This is a genomic window from Novosphingobium sp. 1529 (assembly GCF_040544855.1).
GTDB lineage: Bacteria > Pseudomonadota > Alphaproteobacteria > Sphingomonadales > Sphingomonadaceae > Novosphingobium > Novosphingobium capsulatum.
Genome location: NZ_JBEPKW010000002.1, coordinates 212,081 through 228,530 on the forward strand (window position 1 = coordinate 212,081; position 16,450 = coordinate 228,530).

Sequence of the window (16,450 nt, forward strand, 5' to 3'; positions counted from 1 at the left end):
CGGCGTGACCCATGACCTTGCCCTTCCGGCCTGCATCCTGGCCTATCTGCTCGGCGCGATTCCCTTCGGCCTGATCCTCACCCGATTGACCGGGGCGGGTGATCTGCGCGCGATTGGGTCGGGCAATATCGGCGCCACCAATGTCTTGCGCACCGGGCGCAAGGGGCTGGCGGCCAGCACGCTGCTGCTCGATCTGCTCAAGGGCAGCGTGGCGGTGTGGCTGGCCCGCGCCTATGCCCCCGGCACCGAGGCGCTGGTCGCGCTGGCGGCGGTGATCGGGCACTGCTTCCCGCTGTGGCTGCGCTTCAAGGGCGGCAAGGGCGTGGCGACCACGATGGGCGTGGCACTGGGCCTCGGCTGGCCGATTGGGCTGGCTTATGCGGTGGTGTGGCTGGGCATGCTGGCGCTGGTGCGTATTTCCTCGGTCGGCGGCATGTCGGCCGTGGTGGTGGCGCCGCTGGCTGCGCTTGCCATCGGGCGCAGCGATTATGCGCTGGTGCTGGCCGTGATCGCCGCGCTGGTGATCTTTTTGCACCGGGCCAATATCGCCCGCCTGCTCGCTGGAACCGAGCCGAAGATCGGCGGCAAGAAGAACACCGGCGGGGACGCCGCCTGATGGCCAGCGCGGACGAAGCTGCGGCCCTGCCGCTTTCGTCCGACGAGGCGCTGGCCCGGCTGCGGCTGCTGCGCTCACCCAACGTGGGGCCGGTTTCCTATTACCAGTTGCTGCGCCGCTTTGGCAGCGCCGGCGCTGCGGTGGAGGCTTTGCCCAGCCTGGCGGCGCGGGGCGGGGCGCCCTATCGCCCGGCCGATGCGGCGCGCATCGCGGCAGAGGCGGCCAGGGTGCGCGCGCTGGGTGGGCGTTATCTCTTTCATGATTCGCCGCACTATCCCGCGCTGCTGGCGCAGACCGACACGCCGCCACCGATCCTGACGATGCAGGGTGATGCAGCGTTGCTGGCGCGGCCGGCGGTGGCGCTGGTGGGCGCGCGCAATGCATCAGCTGGAGCGATGCGCCTGGCGCGCGAATTCGGCGCGGCGCTGGCGGCGGCCGGCTTTGCCGTGGTTTCCGGCTTGGCGCGGGGTGTCGATGGCGCCGCGCACCAGGGCTCCTTGCTGCCCGATGTGGCGGCGGGTGGCGGCGGCACGATTGGCGTGATTGCTGGCGGGCTCGACAGCATCTATCCGCCCGAACATGCCGCGTTGCAGGCCCAGATCGTGGCGCAGGGCGTGCTGCTGGCAGAAATGCCGCCTGGCACCGAACCGCAGGCCCGCCATTTTCCCCGGCGCAACCGCATTATCGCCGGGCTGTGCGCCGGCACGGTGGTGGTGGAAGCCGCGCCCAAGTCGGGCTCGCTGATCACCGCGCGGCTGGCGGCAGAAGCGGGGCGGGAGATCATGGCCATTCCGGGCTCCCCCCTCGACAGCCGCAGCCAGGGCTGCAACCAGTTGATCCGCGAGGGCGCGATCCTGGTACAGAGCCCGGCCGACGTGATCGAACTGCTCGAAAGCTTTACCGGCACGCCGCGCTCCACGTTTCACGAAGCAGCCGCGCCCGTGGCGCTCGACAGCGCGCCGGCCGACGATGCGCCGGCCGATATCGTCGCGCTGCTCGGCACCGCGCCGGTTGCCGTGGATGAACTGGTGCGGCTGAGCGGCGCGCCGGCCGGATCGGTGCAACTGGCGCTGATCGAACTGGAATTGGCCGGGCGCCTGCTACGCCATGCCGGGGGGAGGGTGTCGCTTGCCTGAGCGCCTGCCTGAACGCACGCCTGAACCGTCGCTGAAAATCGGGGGCTTGACGCCACCGTCCAACCGCCCCCACCCTCATACGCACGTATACGCGTAAGGACGTTTTGCCAGTCGCCATGCAGCTTGTCATTGTAGAATCCCCGGCCAAGGCCAAGACCATCGAGAAGTACCTTGGCCCCGGCTACAAGGTCCTGGCCTCTTACGGCCATATCCGCGACCTGCCGGTCAAGGACGGGTCCGTGCGCCCGGACGAAGACTTTGCCATGGATTGGGAGCTGTACGGCGACAAGCAATCGCGCGTGAAGGCGATCACCGACGCCGCCAAGGAGGCCGACGGCCTGATCCTGGCGACTGACCCTGATCGCGAAGGCGAGGCTATTTCCTGGCACGTGCGCGAACTCCTGGCCAAGCGCCGCGCGCTGCCCAAGAATGTCTCGCGCGTAACGTTTAACGCCATCACCAAGCCGGCGGTAACCTCGGCGATGAAGGCGCCGCGCGAGCTGGACCAGGATCTGATCGATGCCTATCTGGCGCGCCGCGCGCTGGATTACCTGTTCGGCTTCACGCTGTCGCCGGTGCTGTGGCGCAAGCTGCCGGGCGCCAAGTCGGCCGGGCGCGTGCAGTCGGTGGCGCTGCGCCTGATCGTGGAGCGCGAGCGCGAGATCGAGACGTTCAAGGCGCAGGAATACTGGTCTGTCGCCGCGCGGATGGAGCACGATGGCACGCCGTTCGTGGCGCGCCTCGTCAAGTTTGACGGCAACAAGCTCGATCGCCTGTCGCTGGGCGACGAAGGCAGCGCGCTGGCGGCCAAGGCGGCGGTGGAAGCGGGCACGTTCCGCGTCGAAGAGGTGGACGTGCGACCCACGCGGCGCAATCCCTCGCCGCCGTTCACCACCTCTACCCTGCAACAGGAAGCGGCGCGCAAGCTGGGCTTTTCGGCCAGCCACACCATGCGCGTGGCACAGACGCTGTATGAAGCGGGCGCCATCACCTATATGCGTACCGACGGCGTGCAGATGGACCCCAGCGCCATCGATGCCGCGCGCCGGGCGATCTCCGACCGCTATAACGGGCACTTCCTGCCCGAAAAGCCGCGCCACTATGAAACCAAGGCCAAGAACGCCCAGGAAGCGCACGAAGCGATCCGCCCCACCGATTTCACCCGCGATCACTATGGCAGCGGTGACGAGGCGCGGCTTTACGACCTGATCTGGAAGCGCGCGCTGGCCAGCCAGATGGCCTCTGCCGCGATCGAGCGCACGACCGTGACCCTGCGCGAAGGCACCGGCAAGCACGAGCTGCGCGCCACCGGCCAGGTGATCAAGTTCCCCGGGTTCCTGGCCGTCTATGAAGAAGGCCGCGACCAGAAGGCCGACGGCGACGATGAAGACGGCAACCTGCTGCCGATGCTCAACAAGGGCGATTGCCCGGTCAAGCACGGCGTTGACGCCACGCAGCACTTTACCCAGCCGCCCCCGCGCTATTCCGAAGCCAGCCTGGTCAAGCGGCTGGAAGAGCTCGGCATCGGCCGCCCGTCGACCTATGCGGCCACGCTGCAGGTTCTCAAGGACCGCAACTATGTGCGGACCGAGAAGAACCGGTTCTTTGCCGAGGAAAGCGGGCGCATGCTCACCGCGTTCCTCGAACGGTTCTTCGAGCGCTATGTCGCCTACGAATTCACCGCCGGCATGGAAGACGAGCTGGACGATGTTTCCGGTGGCCGCGCCGCCTGGAAGCAGGTGCTGGCCGAATTCTGGCGCGATTTCAAACCCAAGTCCGACGAGGTCATGGAGAAGAAGCCCAGCGAGGTTACCGCCGAGCTGGACGTGTTCCTGGAAGACTATCTCTTTCCGCCGCGTGCCGATGGACACGACCCGCGCGAATGCCCCAAGTGTGGCGCTGGGCGGCTCTCGCTGCGCGGTGGCCGTTTCGGCGCGTTCATCGCCTGCTCCAACTATCCCGAGTGCAAGTTCACCCGCAAGTTTGCCCAGCCGGGCGGCAATGGCGAGGGTGGTGACGGCGAAGAGACCGGGCTGGGCAAGGATCCCGACACCGGGCTTGAAGTGACGCGCCGCACCGGGCGGTTTGGTCCCTACATCCAGTTGGGTGAAGGCAAGGATGCCAAGCGCGCCTCGATCCCCAAGGACATTCCCGAGCTGGATCTGGAATGGGCGCTCAAGCTGCTCAGCCTGCCGCGCGAAGTGGGCATGCACCCTGAAAGCGGCAAGCCGATTACGGCAGCGATCGGCCGCTATGGCCCCTATCTGGCGCATGACGGCAAGTATGCCCGCCTCAAATCCACTGCCGAAGTGTTTGACACTGGCATGAACGCAGCGGTGGTGCGCCTGGCCGAGGCGGCCAGCGGTGCGGGCGGGCGCGGCGCGCGCACGGCGGCCGAACCGCTCAAGACCTTCGGGCCGCACCCCACCTCTGGCGGGGAAATCAAGCTGATGGCTGGGCGCTATGGTCCCTATGTCACCGATGGCACTACCAACGCCACGCTGCCGCGCGACAAGCAGCCTGAAAGCCTGACGCCCGCCGAAGCGATCGCCTTGATCGACGAGCGCGCCGCCAAGGGACCGGCCAAGGGCAAGAAGAAAGCGCCAGCCAAGAAGGCCGCTGCGCCCAAGAAGGCGGCTGCCAAGAAGGAACCAGCGGCGAAGAAGGAACCGGCGGCCAAGAAGGCGCCTGCTGCCAAAAAGGCCCCGGCGCGCAAGAAGGCCGCGGCGGAATAACCCTGTGCCGGGGCGGGCACGACCATGCCCGCCCCTCCCGCTACCGGGGGCGATAGAGCGCGTAGCGTTCCTGCCCCAGTGTGATCTCGGCAAAGCGGATGTAGCCTTGGGCCAGCGCCTGGGCCATGATCGTGCGCGTGGTGTGGTTGGGCAGATAGAGGTCTTCGGGCGCGCTTTCCGATACCTGTACCACGTCGGGCCGGGTGGCCATTATGCGGCGTACTTCGGTTGCCGGGTCTGCGCCGATCGCCGGGCCTTCGGTCCAGGTGTTGAGGTGGTTGGGGAAGGCAAAGCGCGTCGGCACGCAGGCGCCCACGCCCCGATAGAGTGCCGGCACGCCATCGAACTGGAAATAGCAGCCGCGGTTCACGGCGCTGCGGATCACTGCAGTGGCGCGCTGAAATTGCTGCGCCGTGCCGTGGTTCTGGACCGCGCCAGCCATCACCACGATGCCGCCGATCGCGCTCGCCAGGATCAGGAAGCGCCCACTCCACCGCGCCTGCCACGGCTGCCCCGCGCGCGCCGCAGCCGCCAGGGCAGGGGCCGACAGCACGGCGAGCGGCGCCACCAATGGCCCGGCATAGTGATCATACCAGGTGCCGAACAGCAGGAAGCCCAGCACCGCTGCCCCGGCCCACAGGCTTAGCAGGCGATAGGCGAGCGCGCGGCGTTGATCATCCCACCCGGCGCGGCGCAGGGGATCGAACGCGATGCACAGCACGAACGGCGACAGGCCGGCCGACAGCTTGAGCAGCCGGCGCCAACTGGGCGCGCCATCGGGGAGGCGTTCCAGTACCGAGGTGAAATTGGCGAAGACGAAGGCGTGCGCCTGGTCGATCGCGGCATAGCTGCCCAGCACCAGCACGGTTGGCGCCAGGGCGATGGCGCACCACACCAGTGCTGCGCCGGCCAGCCGGGGGAGGGGCCAGCCTACCCTGCGGCCCAGTGCCAGCAGCATGATGCCGATCGCCAGGCCCTCGAACACGGCGGCATACTTGATCTGCAGCGCGAGCCCGATCAGTAGCATGATCACTGCGCCTTGCCGCAGCAGATCGGCGCCATCGGCGCGTTGCCATGCGCGCAACAGCAACAGCGCCGCCAGTGCCACCAACGGATTGTAGAACACGGGCGATTGGCCCAGCGCGCAATTGAACGCGGGCATGGCGCAGAGATAGACCAGGCCTGCCAGCCAGGCGTCACGCGGCGAGGCCAACTCCAGCGCCAGGCGCCGCACGACCAGCGCCGCGGCCGCCGTGCTGGCAATGCCGCACACCTGATAAGCCAGCACGGGATCGCCCGGCAGGCTCACGAACAGCCGATAGAGCGCAAAGAGGCCCAGTGGCTTGCGGTCCCAGATATCGATGAAAGGCACCGCGCCATGCGCCCAGCGATCGGCCATGAAGAGATAGAACTCTTCATCGACGTGGACGAGCGGATTGCCCAGCAGCATCAGTCGAAAGACGAGGGCGAGGCCAAAATACTCGGCAAAGAGACGAGCGTATTCGAGCCTGGCAGGCGGCGTTGATTTCGTCCCAACAGGATATTCTGGTCGCGATGCGATCAGGGACGGGCCAGAGATATCGATCATCGTTTATTTCCGAAGTTTTCAGCTGTATTTGTACAGGCTAAAGCTTCGGAAATTGGCTATCAAGCGCAGCGGTTGTTATTATCTCAATATAACGTTCAGCGTCGCGTTTAATGCGGATGGGCTATTATTGTCGCAATGCTGACACGTAATTGTTGTGGCCTGTCAGCGTGCGGCAAACAGCGCGAATGACCGCGTGCCCAGCGTGATGGTGCGAATCCGCTGATAGTGCTGCGCCAGCGCCTGGAGCACGACAGCGCGGGTCTGCATGTTGGCGCCATAGGGGTTTGGCGCGGCGTCGATCACGACCGCGCCCGGACGGCTGGCCATGATGCGTTCCACTTCGGCGGTGGGATCGATGCCCAGGGCATGTTCCTCGAACCGGGTGGAAAGATGCGCGGGAAAGGCAAAGCGCGTAGGCAGGCACGAATTTGTCGCGCTGTAGAGGGCGCTGTCGCCTTCGTAGACATAGAGGCAGTGGTTGGCGTCGATATGGGGGCGAATGGCGGCGGCTGCCTCGTCCAGGTCGGTGGTGTCGCCAAAGCGGTGCGCCTGCACCGTCGTTGCGCCCAGGCCCGCGCCAAGGCCCACGACGAACAGCACGCGGCGCAGCCAGCCGGTGGGGCGGCAGCGGCCATCGAGGGCCGGGGCGGCCAGGATTGCCAGCGGCATCAGGGCAGGGGCCACGTAATGATCGTACCAGGTGCCCGGCGCCAGGAACCCGACGATCGCCAGGCCCAGCCACATCAGCACCGCACGCCGCACGATTTCGCTTTCGCTGCGGGGCAGCGCGATCCGCCAGCCCATCGCCAGCGCCACGTAGAACGGGATCAGCGCGGCCGCCACCTTGGCCAGGCGGAACGAGGCCTCACCCAGATCCTGGCCGCGGCCAAGAATGGACACCACATTGGCAATGAGGAACGCGCGGGCTTCACCCTCTGCCGCATAGGCGGCAAAGACCAGTGCCGTGGGCAGCAGTGCCAGGGCAATCCACGCTGCGCCGGCGCCGGCCAGCGTTGGCCAACCCCAGCCGCGCCGCCAGCCGGCCCACAGCAGCATGAGGCCAAACCCGATGCCTTCGATCACCACGCTGGTCTTGATCTGCAAGGCAATGCCGATCAGCGCCATCGCCATGCAGCCGCGCGCCATCAGGCCGAAACGCTGCCCGGCGATGGTGGGCGCGGCCGTATCGGCCAGGGCACCGATCACCAGCCATGCCGCCGCGATCATCGGCAGGTCATAGAAGACCGGGGCCTGGCCCATGCCGCAATTGAACGCCATCAGGTAGATGAGATAGGCAAGCCCGGCAAACAGCGCGCCGCGTGGCCCGGCCAGGTGGCGGGCACAGCGCGCCAGAACCACGGCAGTGCCAGCGGCGCAGGTAATCGCCATGAGTTGGTAGGCCAGCACGCCATTGCCGGGAAAGGCCCGCGCCGCGCCATAGATAAGGAACAGGCCCAGCGGCTTGCGATCCCACAGATCGACGTAGGGGATGACGCCATGCCACAGCCTGTCGCCCATCAGCAGGTAGAACTGCTCGTCTGCGTGAAACAGTGGATCGCCCAGCCACGGCGCGCGCAACACGAAGGCAACCAGGAAAAACACGGCAAAATTGCGCATTCGCGACAGTCCGATCCGATCCGGTCAGGGCAGGGCCGCAGCTGCGTTCTGGAGTTTACCCGGCGCGGCGACAACGCCCCTCGCGCACGGGTGTTCCGGATCGAGCACGGTGGCGCGGTCTGCGCATGGCGCGGCGGCGAAAACCGGCATGATGGCCAGGCCCGGCAGGTACGGCGGTGTCTGGTCAAAGGCGGTCATCGGTCCCGTCCACATCCTTGCAGGCTGCGCCAGCCCTGGCGGCGGGTCAAGCGCCATTACTTCACCCAGTCGAGACCGATTTCCTCGTAGATTTCGCGGCTATCGGCCCAGTTCTCTTCCACCTTAACGTGCAGGAAGAGGTGAACCTTCGCACCAAGCAGGTTGGCCAGCTCTTTTCTGGATGCCTCGCCGATCGCCTTGAGCTTGGCGCCGCCCTTGCCCAGCACGATGCCGCGCTGGCTGTCGCGCGCGATCACGATCTGCTGATGGATTTCCACCGAGCCGTCGCGACGGTGCTGATAGCTTTCGGGACGCACCGCGCTGTCATAGGGCAGTTCGTCGTGCAACTGGCGATAGAGCTGCTCACGCGTGATTTCGGCGGCGAGTAGGCGTTCCGAGGCATCGGACACCTGATCTTCGGGATAGTGCCACGGCCCTGGCGGCATGAGGGCAGCCAGCCGCGTCTTCAATTCGGGCACGCCGTCGCCGGTCAGGGCCGAGACGAAGAACACCTCGTCGAACTGGCCTTCGCCGCTCAGCGCCTCGGCCATGACCAGCAGCGGTTCCTTGGGGCTGGCATCAACCTTGTTGAGCACCAGGAACTTGCGTTCGGGCCGCCCGGCGAGCGAGGCGAGGATCGGTTCGAGGTATTCGCGCTTCTTCTTGCGCGCATCGACCACCAGCAGAATGGCGTCGGCCTCGCTCGCGCCTTCCCAGGCGGCGTTGACCATCGCGCGGTCGAGCCGGCGCTTGGGCTCGAACAGGCCCGGCGTATCAGCCAGGATGATCTGCGCCTGGCCTTCCAGGGCAATGCCCATCAGCCGCGCGCGCGTGGTCTGCGCCTTGGCCGAAACGATGGCGACCTTTTGGCCGACCAGCGCATTGACCAGGGTGGACTTGCCCGCATTGGGCGCGCCGAGCACGGCGACCAGGCCGCAGGTTTGCCCGCCGCCAGTTTCAGTGGGGCCGGATTCGGATGGAATGGAAGTGGTGTCGATCATGGAAACAGAATGAACCTCATGGCGCCGGCCGACAAGCGGCCGGTGCGGCACTGGAAAATGCCCGGAAAAAGTGGCGGAATTGGGGATGGACGCTCGGTCGTGCGTGCGGTCAGGCAAACTGCTTGAGGAAATCGCGCGCAGCGGCCGTTTCGGCCTCCTGCTTGCTCGATCCACGTGCTTCCGCCAGGCCCACGCCCTTGACCTCTACGCTTACGGTAAAGATCGCGGCGTGATCGGGGCCATCGCGGCTGACCAGGCTATAGACCGGGGGCTTGCGGCGGTTGCCGGCGGCCCATTCCTGCAAGGCGGCCTTGGGATGCTTGCGCTGCCCGGCGCCAGTGCGCATCGGCTTGTCCCAGCAGCGCCGCACGAAATCGCGCGCGGCGGGAAAGCCGCGTTCCAGGAACAGCGCGCCGATCAGCGCTTCCATCACGTCGCCCAGGATATTGTCGCTATCGGACCCGCCATCGTCGCGGGCCTGCTTACCCAGGCGGATATGCGCCGGCACGCCCAATGCGCGGGCCACATCGGCGCAGGTTTCGCGGCTGACCAATGCATTGAGCCGCTGCGACAGCTTGCCTTCGGCGGCATCGCTCGCTTCATGCAGCCATTCGGCCACGGCCAGGCCCAGCACGCGATCGCCCAGGAATTCCAGGCGCTGGTAATCGCGCGCCTCGCCCAGCGAGCCATGGGTGAGCGCTTCATGCCAAAGCGCCGGTTGTGCAACCGGCGCCTGGGTCAGTTCCGCCAGGAATTTGGCGGTTTCGGGGGAAAGGGGCGTGCTCAGAACATGCCCCCGATCCGGTTCCAGCGCAGCGCGGTAAACCAGGTCCACGGCAGGAACCAGTTGGCCGAACCGTCGGTGGACCACATCACGATGGTGGCGCGGCCAACCAGGTTGTCCTGCGGCACCAGGCCGATGCCGCCGCCTTCGATCGCGGGGAAACGGCTGTCCATCGAGTTGTCGCGGTTGTCACCCATCAGGAACAGGCGGCCTTCAGGCACGACCACGGGCGGCGTATCGTCCTGCGGGCGATAGCCGAGGTCCAGCACATTGTAGGTCTTGCCGCCAGGCAGGGTTTCCTGGAACTGCGGATAGTGGCAGGTCTGCGTGCCATCGGCCTCGGTCACGGCAAAATCGGGCGAGATGCACTCGGTATTGGCCGAAACCTTGATCACGAAATCGGCCACCTTCACCTTGGGCACGGCCTTGCCGTTGAGATGAAGCACGCCGCCGATCATCTGCACGGTATCGCCCGGAACGCCGATCACGCGCTTGATATAATCGACATCGTTGCCCGGGGGCGCCTTGAAGATCACCACGTCACCCCGGTTGGGCTGGCTGGCGAAAATGCGCTTGGGCAGCAACGGCACGCTGAACGGCAGGGAATACTTGGAAAATCCATAGGGCCACTTGGCCGCCAGTAGATAATCGCCGTTTTCCAGCCGGGGCAGCATCGATTCCGACGGGATGTTGAAAGGCGAGAAGAAGAAGCTGCGGAAGATCGCCACGATCAGCACCAGCTTCACCAGGAACACCGGGAAGCTGTCTTCCTTCTTCTGCTTTTTCGCTGGGGCGGCAGGCGCGCCCGCGGGAGTTGGCGCGGCCGCGGGCGGCACAGGCGTTTCCACCGCAGGATTGGCGGGTTCGGGCGTTTCGTTCATCGGCTGGGTCATGTGGAGGGCAAAGGCATCCGTCAAGCAGGAATGCACGTGCCATAGCCCGAGGCAAATACGTTTGCACGATCCGTTCGTCGAGCCACGCCACCGCTTGGAAGATTGTGCGCAAGCGGGCATGAGAGGCGCATCCCGCAACCGCGAAAAAGGACGTTAGACAATGGCAGCACAGGACCAGGCCACGCTGTGGCACGCACTGGAGACGCTGGAGGTGCCAACGCTCGCCGCGCTGTTTGCCGATCCGGCCCGTCTTGAGCGCTATGCCACCACGCTCGACCTGCCCGGTGGCCCGATTCGCTTTGACTGGTCCAAGACCCATCTTTCGGCCGACGTCGAGGCGATCCTGGCCCAGCTGGCACAGGCCACCGATTTCGCCGGCAAGCGTGAAGAGCTGCTGTCTGGCGCCAAGATCAACAACACCGAAGGCCGCGCCGCCGAACACACCGCCCAGCGCGGCGTGGGCGCCGAAGCCAGCGTGGAAGAAGCCCAGGCCCTGCACGCGCGCATGGCCCTGCTGGTCGAAGCCATCCACGAAGGCGTCCTGGGCGAGGTGAAGAGCCTGATCCACATCGGCATCGGCGGTTCGGCCCTGGGCCCGGCGCTGGCGATCGACGCGCTGGCCCGCGAAGAGGCCAAGGTTGCCGTGCACGTGGTGTCCAACATCGATGGCTGCGCGCTGGAACAGGCGATGAAGCAGTGCGATCCGGCCACCACCCTGATCGCGGTCGCATCCAAGACCTTTACCACCACCGAAACCATGACCAATGCCCACAGCGCGCTGGAATGGCTGCGCGAAGGCGGCGTGGCCGATCCTTATGGCCGCGTCATCGCGCTGACCGCCGCGCCGGAAAAGGCGGTGGAATGGGGCGTTGACGAAACCCGCATCCTGCCGTTCTCCGAAACCGTGGGTGGGCGCTATTCGCTATGGTCCTCGATCGGATTCCCGGTGGCGCTGGCCCTGGGCAACGAAGCCTTTGCCGCGTTCCTCGCGGGCGCCGAGGCGATCGACGAACATTTCCGCGACGCCGCGATCGGTGAAAACGTGGTGGTGCGCGCGGCCTTTGCCGATCTGTTCTACACCCAGGCGCGCGGCTGCCAGACCCGCGCGGTCTTTGCCTATGACGAGCGCCTGGCGCTGCTGCCCGACTATCTCCAGCAGCTGGAAATGGAATCGAACGGCAAGCGCGTGCTGGCCGATGGCACGCCGCTGACCCGCCCGAGCGCGCCGATCACCTGGGGTGGCGTGGGCACCGATGCGCAGCATGCCGTGTTCCAGCTGCTGCACCAGGGCACCCACCTGATCCCGGTGGATTTCCTGGCCGTGAAGGTGCCGGGCCATGATCTTGATCCGGTCCATCACAAGATCCTGCTGTCCAACTGCTTTGCCCAGGGCGCCGCGCTGATGGCGGGCCAGGCGAGCGAGGATGGCGCGCGCGCCTATCCGGGCAACCGGCCTTCGGCAACGATCCTGTGCGACGAACTCAACGCTGCCACGCTGGGCGCGCTGATCGCCTTCCACGAACACCGCGTGTTCGTTTCGGCGATGCTGCTGGGCATCAATCCGTTCGATCAGTTCGGTGTGGAACTGGGCAAGGCGATTGCCAAGAAGATCGATGCCGGTGGCGGCGAAGGCTTTGATCCCAGCACCGAAGCACTGCTGGCCGAAGCCGGCATCGGCGTGGAGTGAACGTTAGCCTGCCTAATTGAATAAACGGCGCAGATAATCGCTACGCCAGGGCTGGCGCCGGATGGGCATCGTTGCCATATCCGGCGCCAGTTTCCGATTCAGCAGCAAGAAGGCCGTGCCATGACCGAACCCGCCTACGACTATGATCTGTTCGTGATCGGGGCCGGATCGGGCGGGGTGCGCGCCAGCCGCATCGCCGCTGGCTATGGCGCGCGGGTGGCCGTGGCCGAGGAATACCGCGTCGGCGGCACCTGCGTGATCCGCGGCTGCGTGCCCAAGAAGCTTTTGGTCTACGGTTCACACTTCGCCGAGGAACTGCAGGACGCGGCCAACTATGGCTGGACCGTCGAGAAGATGACGTTCGATTGGCCGACGCTGCGCGATGCCGTGGCCAAGGATGTCGACCGCTTGAACGCAGCCTATACCAACACGTTGAATTCCAACAAGGTCGAGCATTTCCTCGAACGCGCCACGATCACCGGCCCCAACAGTGTCAAGCTGGCGAGCGGGCGCGAGATCAGCGCCAGGTATATCCTGGTGGCCGTGGGCGCCTGGCCGGTGATGCCGCCGTTCGAGGGCGCCGAGCATTGCATCACCTCCAACGAGGTATTCAGCCTGGAAAAGCTGCCGCGCCGCGTGGTGATTGCCGGGGCTGGCTATATCGCGCTGGAATTTGCCGGCATCTTCAATGCGCTGGGCAGCCATGTTACGGTCGTCAACCGCAGCGAGACGATCCTGCGCGGCTACGACGCGGCGCTGCGCGACCGCCTGCTGCAGATCACCATGGCGCGCGGCATCGAATACAAGTTCAACTGCGGTATCGAGCGTGTCGAGCGACTGGAGGACGGCTGCCTCAACGTGCACATGAAGGGCCAGCCTGATCCGCTTGGCGCCGATGCGGTGCTGGTCGCCACCGGCCGGCGTCCCAAGACCGATGGGCTGGGCCTGGAAAACGCCGGCATCGAACTTGGCGAACATGGCGAAATCCGCGTGGACGACACCGCGCAAACCTCATGCCCCAGCATCTTTGCCGTGGGTGACGTGACCAACCGCGTGCAGTTGACGCCCATCGCCATTCGCGAAGGACACGCCTTTGCCGATCGCGTATTTGGCGGCAAGGACACGCGCGTGGCCTATGATTGCATCCCGAGTGCGGTCTTTTCGCAGCCGCCGCTGGCCAGTGTCGGCCTCACCGAAGCGCAGGCCCGCGAGATGCTGGGCAGCAACGTCAAGGTATTCACCTCTGACTTCCGCCCGATGAAGAACATCTTCGCCCACCGCCACGAACGCGGGCTGTACAAGCTGGTCGTCGATGCGCAGACCGACAAGGTGCTGGGCGTACACCTGATCGGGCCGGAGGCACCAGAAGTGCTCCAAGCTGCTGCCATTGCGGTGAAAGCCGGGCTGACCAAGGCCGATTTCGATGCCACCGTGGCGCTGCATCCATCGATGGCCGAGGAACTTGTCCTGATGCGCTGACCCACTTCGCGCATCGGGATTCCGCATTAACCAAAGATGCCCGTTGAACTGCGCCGCCGGTACGATAGGCTGTAGGCGGAGAGGGCTGGGGGCGGAATCAATGGACAAGATCGGCGGCACCGTGCTGGTCACGGGCGGATCGGGCTATATCGCCGGATATATCATCCGGGCGTTGCTGGATGAAGGGTGGACCGTCAACACCACGGTGCGCGATCTTGCGCGCGAAGCGCAGCTGCGTGCCCAGCTTGGCGGCAGCTATGCCACCTTGCGGTTTTTCAAAGCCGATCTGATGGACGACAAGGGCTGGCGTGCGGCGATGGACGGGTGCAGCCACGTTTGCCACGTCGCCTCGCCCATCACCGTACAAGCCCCGCGCCAGGAAGATGAACTGATCCTGCCCGCCCGCGAAGGGGCCTTGCGCGCCTTGCGCTTTGCCCGTGCCGCCGGGGTGGAGCGGTTCGTGCAGACATCGTCGGTGGCCGCCATCGTCTATGGCCATGGCAAGGGCATCCGTCGCTTTACCGAGGCTGACTGGACTGATACCGACGGGCCGGGCGTGCATGCCTATGCCAAGTCAAAGACCCTGGCCGAACGCGCGGCGCGCGAATGGATCGCGCGCGAGGGGCGCGGCATGGAGTTCGTCTCGATCAACCCATCGGTCGTGCTGGGGCCGGTGTGGGGTGAGGACTATTCCACCTCGATCGAGCTGGTGCGGCAATTGCTGGCGGGTGCGGTACCGGGCTGCGCCGATCTTGGCTTTGGCGTGGTGGACGTGCGCGACGTGGCGGCGCTGCATGTGCGCGCGCTGACCGAGCCGGGGATCGATGGCGAACGCTTCATCGCGTCTGGCCCGTTCCTCAAGATGATCGACATTGCCCGCATCCTGCGCCAGCAACTGGGCCAGCAGGCCCGGCGCGTGCCGCTGCGCCATGTGCCCGACTGGATGGTGCACGCCCTGGCACTGGTCAATCCGATGGTGCGCCAGGTGACCGGGGAACTGGGCAACGTGCGCGATACCGATGCCGGCCACGCGCTCAGCCGCCTGGGCTGGGCCACGCGGCCGGTGGAGCAGACGATCGCCGATTGCGCGCAAAGCCTGATCGAAACGCGGGTGGTGGCGGCCTAGATTCCCGCCCACCACTGATAGCCGGAATGGTCTTCCCAGTATCCGCCCTTGCCGCCGTAAAGGCCGGTAAGGCTGGCGACAAGTTCCACCCGCATCACATACTTGGCCTGCTTGTAGCCTAGCTGGCGTTCGACCCGCAGGCGCAGGGGGGCGCCATGGCCGACCGAGAGCGGCTGCCCGTTCATGGTGTGGGCCAGGATCGTCTGGGGATGCAGCGCCTCGGCCAGGTCGATCGATTCGTAATAGGGCTTGCCCGAGAAATCGTCGGCACAGTGGAACACGGCATAGCGCGCCTGAGGCAGGGCGCCGGCACCGTGCAGCAGCAGGGCGAGCGGAACGCCGGTCCATTGCGCGATGGCGCTCCAGCCCTCTACGCAATCGTGGCGGGTGATCTGGGTGCGCTGCGGCAGGGCGCGCAGCTGTGCCAGGCTCATCGCCATCGGCTTGGCCACCAGGCCATCAACCGTCAGTCGCCAATCGGCAAAGCCGCGTTCGACCTGCGCAAGATAGGCTGCGGCGGTGGGCCGGGTATTGCCGTTGACGCGAAACACCGGGGAGATATCGGCTGCGGAAAACTCCGGCGCCAGGGCATTGCCGGCGACCAGCCGCTGTGCGCTGCGGCTGGCCTTTTCGCCCAGCGACAGCAGCGACCTGGCCGTGGGCGAGGTGGTGATGCGATCGCACCCCGACAGCAGCAGCCCACCCGATCCGACCAGCAGGCCGCGCCGCGAAAACCCGCTCATGGCTGGCGCTCCGGTGGCAGGCGATACCAGCCGGTAATCATCGCGCGCAACTCGTTGAATGGCCCGGCCAGCACCACCATGGCGAGGTGCACGGCAATGAACAGCGCCATCGCCAGCGCGCAGAGGAAATGGATCGACCGGGCAGACTGTCGGCCACCCAGCAGCGTCAGCAGCCATGGGCACGCAGCGTTCATCGTCGGCGACATGGCCAGACCCGTGGCGATGATCAGCGGCAAGACGCCCAGCAGCACCGAAAGATAGGCGATCTTCTGCAAGGGGTTGTAATGCCGCGCCGCCTCTCCGCGCGGCAGGCGCAGGCGCAGATGCTCGGTAACGTCGTGCAGCAGCGCCCGTGGCCGCCGCTCTTCCCGCGAAAGGCCAAGATCGCGGCGCAAATGGCCGGAAAGCAGCGCATAGGCGAGGAAGCCCAGCAGACTGATCACCAGCATCCACGCGCCCAGGAAATGCCATCCGCGCGCCAGCGACAGGTTGTAATGCGTGGGCAGCGTTACCAGGGGCGGAAACGCCAGCGCGGTATCCTGGGCATAGCCGATCACCCCGGTGGTGGGCCATTCATGGCCGCCCAGCGCGAGAAAACCGCGCGCGCCATGGTTGCCGATTTCCAGCCAGGCCTTGTCGAAGTTGGCGCCGAACTTGCCCCAATAGAGCCGCGGATGGGCATTGAAGATCATCATCCCGCTCATCAGCATGATGAACACGGTCAGCGCGTTGATCCAGTGCCACAGCCGCACGGGCCAGCGAATGCGCAGGACAAGAGGGGATGGCTCCATGCCCGATACCATGCCCTGAATCGCGGCCGGGGTCATCCCCTGATCGATGAATGACG

14 protein-coding genes are annotated in these 16,450 nt (G+C 66.0%); 6 read left to right on the plus strand and 8 right to left on the minus strand.

What is annotated here, in order from left to right; translation table 11 throughout:
* The first annotated feature begins 4 nt into the window (after positions 1 to 4).
* The 3 genes from plsY (at position 5) to topA (ending at position 4,487) form a co-directional block, all read left to right on the plus strand.
* Positions 5 to 616 carry a glycerol-3-phosphate 1-O-acyltransferase PlsY gene (plsY, locus tag ABIC78_RS06275; protein WP_022678265.1) on the plus strand — a complete coding sequence of 204 codons (612 nt, stop codon included), beginning with the start codon at positions 5 to 7 and terminating at the stop codon, positions 614 to 616.
* Positions 616 to 1,752: a DNA-processing protein DprA gene (dprA, locus tag ABIC78_RS06280; RefSeq protein ID WP_354488355.1), complete on the plus strand. Its 1,137-nt coding sequence runs from the start codon at positions 616 to 618 to the stop codon at positions 1,750 to 1,752. The genes plsY and dprA overlap by 1 nt, the downstream gene beginning before the upstream one ends.
* A gap of 116 nt (positions 1,753 to 1,868) precedes the next feature.
* Positions 1,869 to 4,487, plus strand: a complete 2,619-nt coding sequence (gene topA, locus ABIC78_RS06285) for a type I DNA topoisomerase (protein ID WP_354488357.1) — start codon at positions 1,869 to 1,871, stop codon at positions 4,485 to 4,487.
* A 40-nt stretch (positions 4,488 to 4,527) separates the two neighbouring features.
* Here topA and ABIC78_RS06290 read toward each other — a convergent pair whose 3' ends face one another.
* The 6 genes from ABIC78_RS06290 to lepB all read right to left on the minus strand — a co-directional run bounded on the left by ABIC78_RS06290 (position 4,528) and on the right by lepB (position 10,556).
* Complete coding sequence (locus ABIC78_RS06290) at positions 4,528 to 5,937, minus strand: glycosyltransferase family 39 protein (RefSeq protein WP_354488359.1); 1,410 nt, start codon at positions 5,935 to 5,937, stop codon at positions 4,528 to 4,530.
* A 300-nt stretch (positions 5,938 to 6,237) separates the two neighbouring features.
* A complete protein-coding gene (locus ABIC78_RS06295) occupies positions 6,238 to 7,692 on the minus strand; it encodes an ArnT family glycosyltransferase (protein WP_354488361.1) in 1,455 nt (484 codons plus the stop codon).
* Between the two features lie 24 nt (positions 7,693 to 7,716).
* Positions 7,717 to 7,890: a hypothetical protein gene (locus ABIC78_RS06300; protein ID WP_158271873.1), complete on the minus strand. Its 174-nt coding sequence runs from the start codon at positions 7,888 to 7,890 to the stop codon at positions 7,717 to 7,719.
* A 56-nt stretch (positions 7,891 to 7,946) separates the two neighbouring features.
* Complete coding sequence (gene era, locus ABIC78_RS06305) at positions 7,947 to 8,891, minus strand: GTPase Era (RefSeq protein ID WP_022676336.1); 945 nt, start codon at positions 8,889 to 8,891, stop codon at positions 7,947 to 7,949.
* 109 nt (positions 8,892 to 9,000) lie between these two features.
* Positions 9,001 to 9,720 carry a ribonuclease III gene (gene rnc, locus ABIC78_RS06310; protein ID WP_369801239.1) on the minus strand — a complete coding sequence of 240 codons (720 nt, stop codon included), beginning with the start codon at positions 9,718 to 9,720 and terminating at the stop codon, positions 9,001 to 9,003.
* Positions 9,675 to 10,556, minus strand: coding sequence for a signal peptidase I (lepB, locus tag ABIC78_RS06315; protein ID WP_084390757.1), 882 nt, complete (start codon positions 10,554 to 10,556; stop codon positions 9,675 to 9,677). Before lepB ends, rnc begins: the two co-directional genes overlap by 46 nt.
* A gap of 172 nt (positions 10,557 to 10,728) precedes the next feature.
* Here lepB and pgi point away from each other — a divergent pair, with 172 nt between their 5' ends.
* From pgi to ABIC78_RS06330, 3 genes are all read left to right on the plus strand, one after another.
* Positions 10,729 to 12,255, plus strand: coding sequence for a glucose-6-phosphate isomerase (gene pgi, locus ABIC78_RS06320; RefSeq protein ID WP_169047912.1), 1,527 nt, complete (start codon positions 10,729 to 10,731; stop codon positions 12,253 to 12,255).
* 120 nt (positions 12,256 to 12,375) lie between these two features.
* Positions 12,376 to 13,734, plus strand: a complete 1,359-nt coding sequence (gorA, locus tag ABIC78_RS06325; protein WP_062782751.1) for a glutathione-disulfide reductase — start codon at positions 12,376 to 12,378, stop codon at positions 13,732 to 13,734.
* A 100-nt stretch (positions 13,735 to 13,834) separates the two neighbouring features.
* On the plus strand, positions 13,835 to 14,860 hold the full coding sequence (locus ABIC78_RS06330; protein ID WP_216643450.1) for an NAD-dependent epimerase/dehydratase family protein: 1,026 nt from the start codon (positions 13,835 to 13,837) through the stop codon (positions 14,858 to 14,860).
* Here the strand turns inward: ABIC78_RS06330 and ABIC78_RS06335 are convergent.
* Both ABIC78_RS06335 and ABIC78_RS06340 read right to left on the minus strand, forming a co-directional pair.
* A complete protein-coding gene (locus tag ABIC78_RS06335) occupies positions 14,857 to 15,603 on the minus strand; it encodes a molybdopterin-binding protein (RefSeq protein WP_022676342.1) in 747 nt (248 codons plus the stop codon). The genes ABIC78_RS06330 and ABIC78_RS06335 overlap by 4 nt on opposite strands.
* The gene (locus ABIC78_RS06340; RefSeq protein ID WP_354488365.1) at positions 15,600 to 16,394 is read right to left on the minus strand and encodes a cytochrome b/b6 domain-containing protein; all 795 of its coding nucleotides are present in this window, start codon (positions 16,392 to 16,394) and stop codon (positions 15,600 to 15,602) included. The genes ABIC78_RS06335 and ABIC78_RS06340 overlap by 4 nt, the downstream gene beginning before the upstream one ends.
* Positions 16,395 to 16,450: the final 56 nt, after the last annotated feature.